The sequence below is a fragment of the Oricola indica genome (genome assembly GCF_965227485.1).
Classification (GTDB): domain Bacteria; phylum Pseudomonadota; class Alphaproteobacteria; order Rhizobiales; family Rhizobiaceae; genus Oricola; species Oricola indica.
On the sequence record NZ_OZ245747.1, the window covers coordinates 4,368,224 to 4,382,811 of the forward strand.

The 14,588-nt window shown below is 63.4% G+C and carries 14 protein-coding genes, 1 tRNA gene and 1 pseudogene; 7 read left to right on the plus strand and 9 right to left on the minus strand.

Annotation, left to right across the window (positions count from 1 at the left end; genetic code table 11):
- Nucleotide 1 precedes the first annotated feature (1 nt).
- Nucleotides 2-1,033, minus strand: a complete 1,032-nt coding sequence (locus ACQK2M_RS21655) for a TRAP transporter substrate-binding protein (protein WP_223476289.1) — start codon at nucleotides 1,031-1,033, stop codon at nucleotides 2-4.
- A 284-nt stretch (nucleotides 1,034-1,317) separates the two neighbouring features.
- Here ACQK2M_RS21655 and ACQK2M_RS21660 point away from each other — a divergent pair, with 284 nt between their 5' ends.
- The gene (locus tag ACQK2M_RS21660) at nucleotides 1,318-2,268 is read left to right on the plus strand and encodes a LysR family transcriptional regulator (protein WP_425419520.1); all 951 of its coding nucleotides are present in this window, start codon (nucleotides 1,318-1,320) and stop codon (nucleotides 2,266-2,268) included.
- Nucleotides 2,269-2,281: 13 nt separating this feature from the next.
- Here ACQK2M_RS21660 and ACQK2M_RS21665 read toward each other — a convergent pair whose 3' ends face one another.
- Nucleotides 2,282-3,616, minus strand: coding sequence for a DUF3422 family protein (locus ACQK2M_RS21665; RefSeq protein WP_425419521.1), 1,335 nt, complete (start codon nucleotides 3,614-3,616; stop codon nucleotides 2,282-2,284).
- A gap of 98 nt (nucleotides 3,617-3,714) precedes the next feature.
- On the minus strand, nucleotides 3,715-4,140 hold the full coding sequence (locus ACQK2M_RS21670; protein WP_425419522.1) for a hypothetical protein: 426 nt from the start codon (nucleotides 4,138-4,140) through the stop codon (nucleotides 3,715-3,717).
- A gap of 93 nt (nucleotides 4,141-4,233) precedes the next feature.
- Here ACQK2M_RS21670 and ACQK2M_RS21675 point away from each other — a divergent pair, with 93 nt between their 5' ends.
- On the plus strand, nucleotides 4,234-5,016 hold the full coding sequence (locus ACQK2M_RS21675) for a FadR/GntR family transcriptional regulator (RefSeq protein ID WP_425419523.1): 783 nt from the start codon (nucleotides 4,234-4,236) through the stop codon (nucleotides 5,014-5,016).
- Between the two features lie 194 nt (nucleotides 5,017-5,210).
- On the opposite strand, the pseudogene ACQK2M_RS21680 reads toward ACQK2M_RS21675, so the two are convergent.
- Nucleotides 5,211-6,344, minus strand: a pseudogene (locus ACQK2M_RS21680) (alpha-hydroxy acid oxidase); the annotation flags it as partial.
- A 127-nt stretch (nucleotides 6,345-6,471) separates the two neighbouring features.
- Nucleotides 6,472-6,621 (minus strand): hypothetical protein, encoded by a 150-nt coding sequence (locus ACQK2M_RS21685; RefSeq protein ID WP_223476294.1) that lies wholly within the window; start codon nucleotides 6,619-6,621, stop codon nucleotides 6,472-6,474.
- A gap of 190 nt (nucleotides 6,622-6,811) precedes the next feature.
- On the opposite strand from ACQK2M_RS21685, the gene ACQK2M_RS21690 reads away from it, so the two are divergent.
- The 4 genes from ACQK2M_RS21690 (at nucleotide 6,812) to ACQK2M_RS21705 (ending at nucleotide 10,713) form a co-directional block, all read left to right on the plus strand.
- Nucleotides 6,812-7,456 (plus strand): hypothetical protein, encoded by a 645-nt coding sequence (locus ACQK2M_RS21690; RefSeq protein ID WP_425419524.1) that lies wholly within the window; start codon nucleotides 6,812-6,814, stop codon nucleotides 7,454-7,456.
- Between the two features lie 31 nt (nucleotides 7,457-7,487).
- Nucleotides 7,488-8,225: a 16S rRNA (uracil(1498)-N(3))-methyltransferase gene (locus tag ACQK2M_RS21695; RefSeq protein ID WP_425419525.1), complete on the plus strand. Its 738-nt coding sequence runs from the start codon at nucleotides 7,488-7,490 to the stop codon at nucleotides 8,223-8,225.
- 96 nt (nucleotides 8,226-8,321) lie between these two features.
- Entirely contained in the window at nucleotides 8,322-9,695 is a 1,374-nt protein-coding gene (locus ACQK2M_RS21700) for a glutamate--cysteine ligase (RefSeq protein ID WP_425419526.1), read from the plus strand.
- A gap of 112 nt (nucleotides 9,696-9,807) precedes the next feature.
- Nucleotides 9,808-10,713 (plus strand): DUF937 domain-containing protein, encoded by a 906-nt coding sequence (locus tag ACQK2M_RS21705; protein WP_425419527.1) that lies wholly within the window; start codon nucleotides 9,808-9,810, stop codon nucleotides 10,711-10,713.
- Nucleotides 10,714-10,741: 28 nt separating this feature from the next.
- On the opposite strand, the gene ACQK2M_RS21710 is transcribed toward ACQK2M_RS21705, so the two are convergent.
- Entirely contained in the window at nucleotides 10,742-11,119 is a 378-nt protein-coding gene (locus ACQK2M_RS21710; protein WP_425419528.1) for a rhodanese-like domain-containing protein, read from the minus strand.
- Nucleotides 11,120-11,272: 153 nt separating this feature from the next.
- On the opposite strand from ACQK2M_RS21710, the gene xseA reads away from it, so the two are divergent.
- Entirely contained in the window at nucleotides 11,273-12,841 is a 1,569-nt protein-coding gene (xseA, locus tag ACQK2M_RS21715) for an exodeoxyribonuclease VII large subunit (protein WP_425420110.1), read from the plus strand.
- A 116-nt stretch (nucleotides 12,842-12,957) separates the two neighbouring features.
- Here xseA and ACQK2M_RS21720 read toward each other — a convergent pair whose 3' ends face one another.
- From ACQK2M_RS21720 to ACQK2M_RS21730, 3 genes are all read right to left on the minus strand, one after another.
- Complete coding sequence (locus ACQK2M_RS21720) at nucleotides 12,958-13,632, minus strand: hypothetical protein (protein WP_425419529.1); 675 nt, start codon at nucleotides 13,630-13,632, stop codon at nucleotides 12,958-12,960.
- A 179-nt stretch (nucleotides 13,633-13,811) separates the two neighbouring features.
- Nucleotides 13,812-13,888: transfer RNA gene (locus tag ACQK2M_RS21725), tRNA-His, on the minus strand.
- Nucleotides 13,889-14,051: 163 nt separating this feature from the next.
- Complete coding sequence (locus ACQK2M_RS21730) at nucleotides 14,052-14,513, minus strand: phasin (protein ID WP_425419530.1); 462 nt, start codon at nucleotides 14,511-14,513, stop codon at nucleotides 14,052-14,054.
- Nucleotides 14,514-14,588: the final 75 nt, after the last annotated feature.

The following is a 14,588-nucleotide window of genomic DNA, read 5'->3' on the forward strand; positions in this document are numbered from 1 at the left end:
CCTATTTCAGGTAGCCGAGTTCGGCCCAGACCGCATATTCGGCACGGAAGGCCTGGAGCGATTCCCAGGTTTCCTTGAAGGTGGGATCGGCCGCGGCCTGTTCCGCGGCGACCTCGTTCCAGGTCACCTCGAGCGTGTCGAGGATTTCCTGCGGCCAGCGGTGGATCTGCACGCCCTTTTCCTTGAGCTCGGCAAGCGCCTTGCCCTGGATGGCCTCACCCTCGGCGAGACCGAGCGCGATGTTGGCGCGGCAGGTGGTCGTGATCAGCTTCTGCTGCGACGCGCTCATGGCGTTCCACTTGTCCATGTTGATCATCAGTTCGAACATGGTCGACTGCTGGTGCCAGCCCGGGAAGTAGTAATGCTTGGCAACCTGGTAGAAGCCGAGATTGAGGTCGATGGCCGGCATCGAGAACTCGGTCGCGTCGATCGTGCCGCGCTCGAGCGCCGGGTAGATGTCGGCGCCCGCGAGAAGCTGCGTGTCGACGCCGAGCTTCTGCATGACCTTCGCGCCGAGGCCGAAGAAGCGCATCTTCTTGCCCTGCAACTGGTCGAGAGAGGTGATCTCTTCACGGAACCAGCCCGACGCCTCCGGCGCGATGACCGCGCAGATGATGGAGTGGATGTTATGCTTGGCATAGACTTCCTGCATCCTGGCTTCGCCGCCGTCATAGAGCAGCCATGCCAGGAACTCGCCAGCCGACGGACCGAACGGAACGGCCGCGAACAGGGCCAGCGACGGCTCCTTGCCCTGCCAGTAACCCGGCGTGGACCACGCCGCGTCGACGGAACCGTTCTTGACGGCATCGAACACCTCGAGCGCGGGCACCAGCGCGCCCGGTTCGAAGAACTTCAACTGCACATCGCCGCCGGAAGCCTCGGTGACATTCTCCTCCAGAAGCTTGCCGAGAGTTCCGAGCTGGGTCAGGCTCGACGGATAGGTCGACGCCATCTTGAGGCGAACCGGTTCGGCTGTTGCCAAACCGGCAGTGAGAAGGCAGGCGGCGCCTGCCAGCAGCAGTTTCTTGAACATGTTGTCTCCTCCCATGTGCGAGCTTGAACGCTCGAAGACGAGGTTACGCTACAGAACAAGCGCCAGAAAGCAACAATTCGGTAACAAAAATCCGCGTCGCACGACTTTCATCTACGTAACCCTTTGCCTAAATAGAGCCTTCTTTTGATCCAGTTCGCGACCTGGATCGTAAGGCCCCCTCACAAAATGGAAAAAATACCTTCCCATTTACCTCAAAATGCGGCTAAATGAGTACCTGCCGTTAGGTAATGTGGCGGGACAGTCAGACGGAAAACGATAACAAAATGAGCAATTTCGGCGATCTTGAAATCTTTGCCCGGGTTGTGTCGGCGGGCAGCATGTCGGCAGCCGGGCGCGAACTCGGCCTGTCACCCGCCGTCGTCTCGAAACGGCTTCGCCGGCTGGAAGACAGGCTCGGGACGCGGCTGCTTCAGCGTACGACCCGGCAGATCGCGCTGACGGAGGCCGGCCAGGGCTATTACGAGCGCGTCGTGGCGATCCTCGCCGGCGTCGAGGAAGCAGAAGCATTTGTCGCGCGCCGATCGGCCACCGCACGCGGGACGCTGAAGGTTTCGGCGCCGACTTCCTTCGGCCGGATGCATATCGCGCCGCATCTCGGCGCATTCATGGAAGCCAACAGCGACCTCTCGATCAATCTCGTCCTGTCGGATTCCTTCGTCGATATCGTCGGCGAAGGGTATGACGTCGCGATCCGCATCGCCGAACTGGCCGATTCCAGCCTCGTCGCACGCAAGATCGCGCCGGTGCGGCGGGTGCTGTGCGCGTCGCCGAAATATCTGGAGCGCCGCGGCACGCCGCAAACGCTGAGCGATCTCGAAGATCACAACTGCCTGACCCATCTCGCCGGAGAGGCATGGCGGCTGGAAGGGCCCGAGGGTCCGGTCTCCATCCGCCCGAATGGCGCGCTCAGCACCAATTCGTCGGAGGTCGTGCGCGAAGCCGTCCTGGCCGGCATCGGCATCGGGTTGCGCTCGACATGGGATGTCGGCCCGGAACTCGCCAGCGGCGAACTGGTGCAAATCTGTACGGATTACGAGGGATCGCGAAGCATCGCCATCCATGCGATCTACCCGACCCGGCAGTTCCTGCCGGTCAAGGTGCGCCTGTTCATCGACTATCTGGCCGATCTCTATGGCGGCGTGCCCTATTGGGACGCCGGACTGGAACACGCCGCCGGCGAAACGGAACCGGCGCGTCTTTCGGTCGCCCGGTAGATTTTCGGCTGCGTCAGTGCGATCCGTCGCTGTGGGAGCGGCGGATTCGGCGGACGAGAAGCCAGATGACAATCAACACGATCGGCACGGCCATCGCCGTCACGGTCGAATCCTTCAGGCCGAAACGCTCCGCGCCCGCGCCCTTCGCCACATAGCCGATCAGCCCAACGACGTAATAGGACACGGCGGCGACAGACAGCCCCTCCACGGTCTGTTGCAAACGCAATTGCAGCTTTGCGCGCGTGTTCATCGAATGCAGCAGGTCGCGGTTCTGCTTTTCCACCGCCACGTCGACCTTGGTGCGCAGCAGCGTGGCGGCGCGCGCCAGCTTGAGTGACAGGTTGGCCAGCCGATCCTCGACGGAACGGCATGTTCGCATGGCCGGCGCGATACGGCGGCCGAGAAATCCTCGCCAGGTCTCGAAACCGGTCACCGGCTCCTCGGAGAGCGCATCAAGCCGGTCTTGCACGATTTCGTCATAGGCGCGGCTGGCGCCGAAACGGTAGAGGCTCGACGCGGCGTCGGCCTCGAGGTCGGCAGCGAGCGACGTGATGTCGTCGAGCAGCGGTTCCGCGTCCCCGGCCTCGACCGAGCGCATGCGATCGGTCAGGGCGGCAAGTTGATCCTCCGCCTTGCGCATGCGCGGCGAAAGCCGCTGCGCCAGCGGCAGGCCGAGCATGGCCAGCGTTCGATAGATTTCGATGTCGAACAGCCGTTGCGCGAGCGCGCCCGTGCGCTGCGGCGTCATGCCCTTGTCGAGAACCAGAATCCGCGTCAGCCCGGAGGCATCCTGCCAGAAATCGGTGACAACGGTCGCCAGCCCGCCCTCCACGGAGGAACAGCAGATCGTCGCCTGGTCGAAATGGGCGATCAGATCCAGCGACGGCTGCGAATGCTCGCGGATTTCCATGCGCACCCCGGCGATCAGCGTTCCCGGCGCGGGAAACTCCTCTCCAAAGGGATGCCCCATGAGCTGCGCGCCGAATTCCGCGGGCAGAGGTCCCTGCCACAGATAGGTCGAGGCCTCGGTATGGCGCTCCCATTGCAGCGTGCCGTTTCCGGTCACGATCGTGTGGTGGCGCGCCGATTTTTCGGGCGGCGCTGCGCCGTGCCGCCGTGACAATTCCGACAAAACGGCATGATCGACGGTGGAGCCGCCCTCGGTCATGAAACACAGCTTGACCAGCGCGCGCGGCGCGGAGACCGACGGTGCGGGGCGGGAGTGGATTTCCCCGAGCGCGGCGGAACGGTTCACATGCAGCGGAAAACCGAATGCACCGCGCCGTTCGACTCGCTGCGTTACATCGTCTCTTTCAGGTGTGGAGGAAGGCATGGTGGGGTCGTTCATAAGCAAGCCGTGACAAAATCGATCCGACTATAACGCGAGAACTTGCGAATGATACTGACGCAATGGCCGCACCCGGGACTTGCCGCGCGTTCCGCGGCTCATTCATCGGGATATCTGGCAGCGACATAATCCTTCAGGCCCGGTCGCGCTTCGTTGAGCGAGTTGAAAATCTGCGATTCCGGCCAGCGGGCGTCGGTTTCCTTCTGCCACGTCATGTGCACCCATGCGACGCGTCCGTCGCGCGCCATGAACAGCACGTCATCCAACCCGTCGACCCGTCCGATGGCGCGCCACCGGCCGGACCGAAGCCGGTGTTTCGGGGGAAGCTGGTCCTTGAGTGCGCCTGTAAAGATGGCCCCGGTCCAGGCGTCGATACCGATCCAGCCCTCGGCGGGATTCCGGTCGAAATCCTCGCGCGCATGGCGAACCCAGCGCGGTTCCATCCATGCCGCCAGCCTTTGCGTGAAACCCATCGTCGCCTCGCCATTTGCCGCCCCGCGATTGTCATGACGCATGCCAGACATGCAAGTCCGCACGTTGCTCACGCGGATTGGACAAGAAAATTGACCAATTAGCCCCACCCCCGCTACTTTGGTGGCCGTTGAGGAGCGCAGAGAATGTCCGAGGGCTTTTATTCGCCGATCGATCACGTGCGCACGGCTGACGAAGTCTGCGCCCAGATCGAAACGCTCGTGCTCGAAGGGGTGCTCCGCGTCGGCGACAAGCTGCCGGGAGAACGCGAATTGTCGCGCCGGTTCGACGTCTCCCGCCCGGTCCTGCGCGAAGCGATCAAGCAACTGGAAATGCGTGGCCTCGTCGTCACCCGCCACGGCGGCGGCACATTCGTCGCCGACGTCATCGGCGACGTCTTCTCTCCGGTGATGCTCGAACTGATCGCGCGCCACCCCAAGGCGACACATGACTATCTCGAATATCGCCGCGACGTGGAGGGCATCGCCGCCGCCTATGCGGCCGAACGCGCGACCGAACACGACAAGGCGCTGCTGGCCGACATCATGAGACGCATGGAAGCCGCCCACGCCGATGACGATACGCGCGAAGAAGCCGAGATCGACATCGAGTTCCACAACGCGATCTGCGAGAGCGCGCATAACCTGCTTTTGATGCACGCGCTGCGGTCCTGCTATCGCGTGCTCGCGAACGGCGTGTTCTTCTCGCGCGCCCTCGTCTACGGCCTGCCGGGTGCGCGCGACGAACTGCTCAAACAGCATCGCGCCGTGCATGACGCCATCATGGCCGGCGATGCCGCCGCCGCGAAACGGGCGGCGGAGGCGCACATGGAATTCGTCGAGAAATACAGCCTCGAAGCCGAGCGCGCGAAATCCCGCGAAACGGTCTCCCGCCTCCGCCGCGCACAGCGACTGCAGGGGGCGGACTAGCTCTCGGTTTTCTTGCTCGCCGGTTTGCGCCGCGCGGTTGTCCGTTTCGCGGTCGTTTTCGCGGCCGCGGCGGTTTTCGACTTGGCGGCAGCCGGCTTGGCCGCTGCTGGCTTGGCGCTCGGCTTTGCCGGTGCTTTCGCTTCCGGCTTGGCTTTCGGTACGAAGACCTTGCGGGCGGTCGCCGGCGGCGTCAGCAGGTTCTGATAGCCAACTTCGTTGATGTCGGTCTCACCGGCCAGCGCCATGGTCAGGTCGAGTTCCTTCTTCAGCAACTGGAGCGCCTTGGTCACGCCGGCCTCGCCGGCAGCGCCGAGGCCATAGACGAAAGCGCGGCCGATAAAGGTCGACTTCGCGCCGAGCGCGATTGCCTTGAAGATGTCCTGGCCCGACCGAATGCCCGAATCGAGATGGATTTCGATCTGGTCGCCGACCGCGTCGACGATCGGCGGCAGCATGTCGATGGTCGCCGCCGCGCCGTCGAGCTGGCGTCCGCCGTGGTTCGACACGATGATCGCATCGGCGCCCAGCTTGGCGGCGATCTTCGCGTCCTCGACGTCGTTGACGCCTTTCAGGATCAGCTTGCCGTCCCAGTGCTTCTTGATCCACTCGACCGATTCCCAGTCGAGTGTCGGGTCGAACTGGCTGTTGGTCCAGTCGCCGAGCGAGGACATGTCCTCGACGCCCTTCACATGGCCGACGATGTTGCCGAAGCTGCGATTCTGCGTTTGCAGCATGCCAAGGCACCAGGCCGGCTTGAAAGCCAGATTGATCAGGTTCGCGATGGTGGGCTTGGGCGGCGCCGACAGGCCGTTCTTCACGTCCTTGTGGCGCTGGGCGAGAATCTGCAGGTCAAGCGTCAGTACCAGCGCGGAGCAGCCCGCCGCCTTCGCACGGCCGATCAGATCGGCGGCGAAACCGCGGTCGCGCATCACGTAGAGCTGGAACCAGAACGGCTTCGACGTCGCCTTGGCGACTTCCTCGATGGAGCAGATGCTCATGGTCGACAGGGTAAAGGGCACGCCGAATTTCTCGGCGGCGCGCGCGGCGTGGATTTCGCCGTCCGGATGCTGCATGCCGGTCATGCCCACCGGCGCGAGCGCGGTCGGGATCGAAACATCATGACCGATCATGGTGGTCGATACCGAGCGGTTGTCGATGTTGCGCGCAACACGCTGGCGCAGTTTGATCTTTTCGAACGCGTCGGTGTTGTCGCGATAGGTCGATTCGGTCCAGGCACCGGAATCCGCGTAGTCATAGAACATGCGCGGCACGCGCCTGCGCGCGATCTTCTGCAGATCGTAGATGTCGGTAACCTTGTCGAGGGTCATGCGTGCGTGTCTCCAGCCTGGATGTTCGCACGGTCATAGCCGCAACGCGGCGCGAGGAAAAGACATCGCCCGGTCCGCGGATTGCGAAACGGGCGTAAAAAGAATCGAAATTTTGCGGAGGATGGCGTCAGTTGACGGAAACGAGTTCGCCCATCGAAACGCCGTAGCCATCGCTCGGAACCTTGCCGGCAAGCGCTCCGTCCGTATAGACCGCGAGGCCCCAGAAAGAGATTGCAAGCAGCGTGGCCGCCGACAGGAATGCAGCGCGGACGGACATGTCGAACTCCTGAAAGTATAATTTTCCTGGGGGCATGTAACCATGCCGGTCGGATAGGATCAGTGCTGTCCGTCACACATCAGAACCGCACGTGACTGCCTATAGGGATTACGTTGGGAAAACGCCATAGGCTTTTCTACGTTCCATAAAAATTTCACAAAGGAAAAAACGAACGGTTAAGGGCCGCCTCATGCCGCTGCAAAATCGTGTCACGCCCTTCGGCGAGATCGTCGCGCACCCCGCGCGCGGGCTCTTCACGGGCAATCGCGGCATCCTGCATGACGCCACCACCCGCACGCTTCATCCGCGCCGACGCTGGACGAACAAGGCGTGGATTTGCTGCCTGTGCGATTTTCGCGAGATCCGCCGCGACGTGATGGGGTTCAACGGACCGAACGGGCGTGAGGGATGGACCGAACTGTTCTTCCTTGATGAGGCGACCGCGCTGGCCGCCGGGCACCGCCCCTGTTTCTATTGCCGCCGCGCCGACGCGCTTCGCTTTCAGGCGACGTGGGCCGCAGGCAATGGCGGGGATGCGCCGAAGGCCGTCAATATCGACGCCATGCTGCACGCCGAGCGGCTCGACGGCCGCGCCAAACGTCTGCATGAGTTGTCGGTCCCCGCCGAATCGCTCCCGGACGGTGCGATGATCACCGATGGCGGTGATGCTTTCCTGCTCGCCGGGGGCAAGGCACGGCGCTGGTCGTTCGACGGCTATGGTCCGCCGATTCGGCCGCCACGTTCAGGCCTGTCTCTCCTGACGCCGCCCTCGACCGTCGCGGCGCTCGGCGCCGGCTACAGCCCGGTGCTGCATCCAACGGCGCGCGACGATTGACCTTTCGGGCCTGCCGGGCCATGCCTTCGCCATGCGCGCCAACTACCGAATGCAACGCCTTTTCATTGACGCTCCGCTCGCCGCGGGCACCGCCGTCGAGCCCGACAAGGCACAGTCGAACTATCTTCTCAACGTCCTGCGCCTGTCCGAAGGCGCAGAACTGCTGGTCTTCAACGGACGCGACGGCGAATGGCGCGCAACCCTGCGCCAGCCCGGCAAGAAACAGGCGGCGCTCGATCTCGCCGAACAGGTGCGCCCGCAGCCCGAACCGTCCGGTCTCGTCTACTGTTTCGCGCCGCTGAAATCGGGTCGGCTCGACTACATGGTCCAGAAGGCCGTCGAGATGGGCGCGGGCGTGCTGCAGCCGGTGATGACGCACCACACCCAGGTGCCGAAGATCAATGTCGAGCGCATGGCCGCCAATGCGCGCGAGGCCGCCGAGCAATGCGGCATCCTGTCGATCCCCGACTGCCGCGAGCCGCAGAAGCTGGGCCGCCTCCTCGCGGACTGGGACCCGGAGCGCCGGCTGATCTTCTGCGACGAGGACGCCGCGACGAACAATCCGCTGGCGATCCTGCAAGGCATTCCCGACGCGCCGCTTGGCGTTCTTATCGGGCCGGAGGGCGGTTTTTCGGACTTGGAACGCGAGCAGCTGCATGCCCTGCCCTTTGTGACGGCGATTCCGCTCGGCCCGCGCATCCTGCGTGCCGACACCGCCGCCGTCGCCGCGCTCGCGGTGATACAGGCGACAGCGGGAGACTGGGATTGATTCAATATATCTTGACGCTGGATGCGAAAAAACGCGCTTGCCCGGAGCAGCGCGAATGTCCATCTAGGCGACCGGACCAATGCGAAGGGCGGCCCGATGGCGCGTGATACCACAGACGAAACACCGATTTCCTCCGTCGAGGAACTGGCCGACTATCTGGCTTCGGGCTGTAAGCCGAAGGACGACTGGCGTATCGGGACCGAGCACGAGAAATTTCCCTTCTTCATCGAGGACAACAGCCCGGTTCCCTATGACGGCGAGCGCTCGATCCGCGCCCTGCTGGAGGGCATGAAGGAGACGCTGGGCTGGACGCCGATCATGGATGAGGGCCGCATCATCGGGCTCTACGAGCCGACCGGCATGGGCGCGATCAGCCTCGAACCCGGCGGCCAGTTCGAACTGTCCGGCGCGCCGCTGGAGACGATCCACCAGACCTGCCGCGAGTCCAACGCGCATCTCGCCCAGCTTCGCCAGATCGCCGATCCGCTCGGCATCAAGTTCCTCGGCCTCGGCGCAAGCCCGAAATGGACGCTCGCCGAAACGCCGCGCATGCCTAAGTCGCGCTACGACATCATGCGCAACTACATGCCCAAGGTCGGCAAGGACGGCCTCGACATGATGCACCGGACCTCGACGATCCAGGTCAATCTCGACTTCGCGTCGGAAGCCGACATGCGCAAGAAGATGCAGGTCTCCTACCGGTTGCAGCCGATCGCCACCGCATTGTTCGCCAATTCGCCCTTCACCGAGGGCAGGCCGAACGGCCTCCTCTCCTGGCGCGCCGACATCTGGCGCGACACGGATAACGACCGGGCCGGTGTGCTGCCATTCGTCTTTTCCGACGATTTCGGCTTCATGGACTACACCCAGTGGGTGCTCGACGTGCCGATGTATTTCGTGCTGCGCGAAGGCAAGTACCGCGACTGCACCCATGTCACGTTCCGCCAGTTCATGGACGGTGCGCTGGAGGGCGAAATCCCGGACGCGCGGCCCAATCTGGGCGACTGGACCAACCATCTTTCCACCGTCTTCCCGGAAGTGCGGCTGAAGAAATTCATGGAGATGCGCGGAGCCGATGGCGGCCCCTGGCGCAAGATCTGCGCCCTGCCCGCGCTTTGGGTCGGGCTGACCTATGACGAGAATGCGCTGGAGGCGGCCGACGCGCTGACCCGCGACTGGACCTTCGAGGACGTCGTCGCCGCGCGTGACGCCGTGCCCCGCGAAGGGCTGAACGCCAGGATCAGAAACCGCACGGTGCGCGAGATCGGCTATGATGTCCTGCGCATAGCCCGCGCCGGCCTGCAATCGCGCGCACGGCCGAATTCCGAAGGGTTCGACGAGACGCATTTCCTCGCGCCGCTGGAGGAGATCGTCGCGCGCGGCACCACCACCGCCGAACAGATGGTCACCGAATACCACTCGGTGTGGGGCGGCTCCATCGAGCCCGTGTTCATGGAATACGCCTACTGAAGGCATCGGGAACCGGCCGGCGCTTTCGTGATCGCGCCAGACCGGCTCCCTTGCCGGATTGCCGCAAGCGCGCCGCGTGTTATGGTCTCTCCATAGCCACGGAGGAATGCCCATGCTGCCGCTGTTCGATATGTTCGCCAATGCCCAGAATGGCGATGCGATCAACCAGATGGCCCGCCAGTTCGGCCTGACGCAGAAACAGACCGAGGATGCGCTTGCCGCGTTGATGCCGGCCTTTTCGACCGGGCTGAAACGCAACGCCTCCGACCCGATGGGCGTCGGCAATTTCCTGCAGGCGCTGGCCGGCGGCGACCACGCGAAATATTTCGAGGACATGACCCGCGCCTTCTCGCCCAAGGGCATCGACGAGGGTAACGGCATTCTCGGCCATCTGTTCGGCTCCAAGGAGGTCAGCCGCGCCGTCGCGGCCCAGGCCGCGCAGGCCACGGGCATCGGCCAGGAAATCCTCAAGCAGATGCTGCCCGTTATCGCTTCGACCATGATGGGCGGGCTGTTCAAGCAGTCGACGGGCCAGATGAACGCCATGTCCGGCTACGGAGCGGCGCAGGGCAATGTCATCGGTCAGGTGATCGAGCAGATGATGCGCCAGCAGGCGGAGATGGCGGAACGCATGCAGCCGCGCCGGCAGGAGCCGGAACCGGCGGCAAACCCGTTCGAGAACCCCTTCGGCAAGGCGCTGGAACAGATGTTCGGCGGCGCGGCGCAATCGAAACCGGAGCCGCAAAAGCGCGCGGAGCCGGATTTCGATCCGATGAACCCGATGAACAATCCGCTCGGCCGTATCTTCCAGGACATGATGAAGGGCGGTTTCGCGCAGCCGCAGGCGCGGCAACCCGAACCGGAGCCTGAGCCTGAACCCGAACCGACGTCAGGCAATCCCTATGGCGACCTGTTCGGCGAGATGTTCGAGGCCGGACGCAAGACGCAGTCGCAGTACCAGAAGTCGATGGAACAGATCTTCGACAGCTATCTGGACGGCATGAAACGGCGGTCGTGATCGCTCGCGACCGCCGCAAGTCGAGGCGTTACGGCTGACGCGGTTCCGGTGCGCCGGTCGCCATGTTGGTGCCGATATAGGGCAATCCCGCAGCCTTCCAGCCGCCGAATCCGCCTTCCATGTGGGCGATTTTGGAGAAGCCCGCCTCCAGGCACATCGTTGCGATTTTCTTCGAACGCACGCCCGACCCGCAATAGAAGACCACCGGGCGCTTTTCGTTGTCGGGAATGTTCTTGACCTTCAGGAAGGACATCGGCGCAAGCATCGCGCCGTCGACATGTTCGAACATGTACTCGGCCGGCGTGCGCACGTCGATCAGGACGATCTCGCCCTTGTCGTAGGCCTCCGCCACCTCGTTTGCGGTCCATGTGTCGAGCGTGCCATTGGCGAGTTTTTCGGTCTGCATGATGTCTTCCTCGGTTGGGGGCATATGTTGAAAACGACATATTCAAGAATGCTTATATAAAGAAGCCGCGCGCGGTTTCCAGTCCCGCCGAACGGAAAATCCGCAATGACGGCCGACCTTGACCGCGCGGCATCCGTCGGCGTTATTGGCGTCATGAACGATCAACCGGCACCCACCGATTCCCCACGCTCGAATGTCGCCGAATTTTCGGTCTCGGAAATCTCCTTCGCGGTCAAGCGGACGATCGAGGACCGGTTTGACCGCGTGCGGATTCGCGGCGAGGTGTCCGGCTGGCGCGGGCCGCATTCGTCAGGCCACGCCTATTTCACGCTCAAGGACGAAAAGGCGCGGATCGACGCCGTGATCTGGCGCGGCGCGTTTTCCAAGCTTTCCTTCCTGCCCGAGGAAGGGCTGGAAGTCATTGCCACCGGCAAGCTGACGACCTATCCGGGGTCCTCGAAATACCAGGTCGTCATCGACAATATCGAGCCAGCCGGCGCCGGCGCGCTAATGGCGCTGCTGGAGGAGCGGCGCAGGAAGCTCGCGGCCGAAGGCCTTTTCGCCGAGGAGCGCAAACAGCTTCTGCCCTACATGCCGCGTGTCATCGGCGTCGTCACCTCGCCGACCGGCGCGGTGATCCGCGACATCATGCACCGGATCAACGACCGCTTTCCGCTGCATGTGATCGTCTGGCCCGTGCGCGTCCAGGGTGATACCTGCGGCGCGGAAGTCGCCAATGCGATCCGCGGCTTCAACGCGCTCGACGGCAGCCAGGGCATCGCGCGCCCGGATGTCCTGATCGTGGCGCGGGGTGGCGGAAGCCTGGAAGACCTCTGGGGATTCAACGAGGAAGCCGTGGTGCGCGCGGCGGCGGAATCGATGATTCCGCTCGTCTCGGCTGTCGGCCATGAAACCGACTGGACCCTGATCGACCATGCGGCCGATGTCCGTGCGCCGACACCGACGGGCGCGGCCGAGATCGCCGTGCCGGTCAGGGCGGAACTCGAGGCCAACATCGCCCAACTCGGCGCGCGGCTCAAATCCGGGATCGGACGTCTTGCCGATCGCAAGCGCGACGCACTGCGCGCGGCTTCGCGCGCCCTGCCCGCGCCGGACGGCCTGCTGGCGATGCCACGGCAGAGTTTCGACAATCTGGAGCGGCGGCTCGCCCAGGGGCTCGGCACCAACGTTACCGCCAAGCGCAGCGCCTATGCGTTGGCCGCCGGACGGCTCAATCCGAACCGGCTCGCCGCGCTCGCCGATCGCGACCGGCGCTCGCTCGAGCGCTTCGAACGCGACCTCCCGCGCGCGCTGCGCCGCGTCGCCGACCGCAAGGGCGAGGCGCTCAAGCTGCGCGCGTCGCGGCTGACCATATCGGGGATCGACAGGCAGCGGCGCCTGGGTTCCGACCGGCTGGGCGACCTCTCCGCCCGGCTTTTCCGGGCGCTCGACCTGCGCCTGACGGACGCCCGCAACACGCTCGACCAAAAGGGGCGGCTGCTCAAGACGCTGTCCTACGAATCCGTTCTCGATCGCGGCTTCGCACTGGTGCGCGACGACAAAGACCAGCCGGTCAAACGGGCATCGGGCGTGAAGAAAGGCGCGACGCTCACGATCGAATTCGCCGGCCGCGAGCGGGTCGGCGTTGTGGCCACGGAGGGGTCCGGGTCCACACCGCCGAAACCGAAGAAGAAACCGCCGCAGCAGGGCGACCTCTTCTGAACGCGCAAGTGTCCCGGTACATTTCAGGTCTCGATAGAAACTTCAGCAGCGACATGCGCGGTCGAGCCAGAGGCGAGAGGCAGCGCATTTCGATTCCACTGCAACCGGAAGTACACTCAGACAATCTGCCCGACATTGGCGATCGGCGCACCCGCGCGGGACACCTTTGTCGCAAGATCCTTCGAGATGGCCGCGTCGAGCGCCAGATTGAAACGCGGGCTGCGTTTTGCCTTGCGCCGGAGGGTATCGACATCCCACTCCAGGACATCGCTTCCGGCGGCGAGCGTCGTGGTCGCCGATGCGGCGTTGCACGTCAGGTAGCCGATCTCGCCGACGAATATCCCGTCGGACAGCGAAAAACTCTGGCCGCGCTTGCAAGCCTCGACCTTGCCTTCGACAACGAAATAGAGCTTTCGGACCGGCGCGTCCTCCGCGGTCATCTCGATTTCGCTGTCCGCGACATACCGTTTCGACAGCCGCATCAGGGTGCGAAAGTCGCCGGGCTGGAGAACGGAAAACAGCGGATATATGTCCCGGTATTGCTGCGGGATGATCAGCTTCGAGCCGCGCAGCAACAGCATTGCGAGACCGGTCGAATTCGCGAGAAAGATGGCAAAATTGCTGAAAATCGCCGCCCAGAGCGGCACGTCCGCGACGATGAAGTAGTACCAGACGTAGAAGACTGATCCCACCAGCAGGGTGATGCGAAGGAAGATCTGGTTGATGATCAGGAAAGCGCACACGTAGATCACGCCAGCGCATGCAACCAAGTACTCGGGCGCTATTTCCACTCTGCCTCCAACACTCGGCAACCGCTGTTACGCTTCGCCCATGGCAGTCGCCGGGTTTCCGCGTGACGCGAATCCTTACCGTTTGGTCAATCCGCGCTCAACCATGCCGAGGGAAAAAATTACATCGCCAGCATTGCCGCCGGGACGCGAAAAGCTCGAATTCGGGACAAGGGAGGAGATGGTACGAACGGGTGGATTTGAACCACCGACCTCTGGAGCCACAATCCAGCGCTCTAACCAACTGAGCTACGTTCGCATGGGATCAGCGATACCGGCGCGTCGAATACGCGTTCATCGGCCGTTTTGCAAGACCGGATCGTCCGGCGGGCACGCAATTGCCAAAAGAAAAAGGCCGGACGAATCCGGCCTTTCTCTTATGCACTGGCCGCCGGGAGGAGATGGCGGCGATGTGCGATGCCTCAGGCAGCCTTGATGGACGCCATGGCCTTTTCAGTCGCGGCCTTGACCGGCGCGGACATCGCATCGACGGCTTCCTTGGAAACGGTCTGCATTTCCTTGGCCTGGTCGACGGCCATCTCGGCCTGCTTGCGAACGAAGGCGGTCTGGATCTCGAAAGCTTCGGCAAGCGTCTTCACGCCGAAGAGCTTTTCGAGATGCGCGAAGCCAGCTTCGGTGTTGGCGCGCATTGCGTTGAGAGCGGTGAGCGAAACCTTGGTGCCCTGCGTCTGTGCGGTTTCCATCGAGGTCTCGACAGCCTTCTGGGCTTCTTCCACGGAGGTCTTCATGTTGTCGTAGGCTTCCTTGGATTTCGACATGCCCTGCTCAGCGAAGGTGCGGAACTGGTCGGCGAACGGAGCGGCGTCGATACCCGGAAAGGCAAAGACGTCGGCGGTTTCGGTTTTCGGAGCGGCTTTGGCCATAATCATAATTCCTTCGAATTCGTGTGACTTGAACTGTGAGGCGTATATAGCACTTTTTTTGTGCATTGCAACATT

Excerpts from the sequence above, each read along its gene's own strand:
- ACQK2M_RS21655 (WP_223476289.1), bottom strand. The coding sequence starts at position 1,033 with ATGTTCAAGAAACTGCTGCTGGCAGGCGCCGCCTGCCTTCTCACTGCC.
- ACQK2M_RS21660 (WP_425419520.1), top strand. The coding sequence starts at position 1,318 with ATGAGCAATTTCGGCGATCTTGAAATCTTTGCCCGGGTTGTGTCGGCG.
- ACQK2M_RS21665 (WP_425419521.1), bottom strand. The coding sequence starts at position 3,616 with ATGAACGACCCCACCATGCCTTCCTCCACACCTGAAAGAGACGATGTA.
- ACQK2M_RS21670 (WP_425419522.1), bottom strand. The coding sequence starts at position 4,140 with ATGTCTGGCATGCGTCATGACAATCGCGGGGCGGCAAATGGCGAGGCG.
- ACQK2M_RS21675 (WP_425419523.1), top strand. The coding sequence starts at position 4,234 with ATGTCCGAGGGCTTTTATTCGCCGATCGATCACGTGCGCACGGCTGAC.
- ACQK2M_RS21685 (WP_223476294.1), bottom strand. The coding sequence starts at position 6,621 with ATGTCCGTCCGCGCTGCATTCCTGTCGGCGGCCACGCTGCTTGCAATC.
- ACQK2M_RS21690 (WP_425419524.1), top strand. The coding sequence starts at position 6,812 with ATGCCGCTGCAAAATCGTGTCACGCCCTTCGGCGAGATCGTCGCGCAC.
- ACQK2M_RS21695 (WP_425419525.1), top strand. The coding sequence starts at position 7,488 with ATGCGCGCCAACTACCGAATGCAACGCCTTTTCATTGACGCTCCGCTC.
- ACQK2M_RS21700 (WP_425419526.1), top strand. The coding sequence starts at position 8,322 with ATGGCGCGTGATACCACAGACGAAACACCGATTTCCTCCGTCGAGGAA.
- ACQK2M_RS21705 (WP_425419527.1), top strand. The coding sequence starts at position 9,808 with ATGCTGCCGCTGTTCGATATGTTCGCCAATGCCCAGAATGGCGATGCG.
- ACQK2M_RS21710 (WP_425419528.1), bottom strand. The coding sequence starts at position 11,119 with ATGCAGACCGAAAAACTCGCCAATGGCACGCTCGACACATGGACCGCA.
- xseA (WP_425420110.1), top strand. The coding sequence starts at position 11,273 with ATGAACGATCAACCGGCACCCACCGATTCCCCACGCTCGAATGTCGCC.
- ACQK2M_RS21730 (WP_425419530.1), bottom strand. The coding sequence starts at position 14,513 with ATGGCCAAAGCCGCTCCGAAAACCGAAACCGCCGACGTCTTTGCCTTT.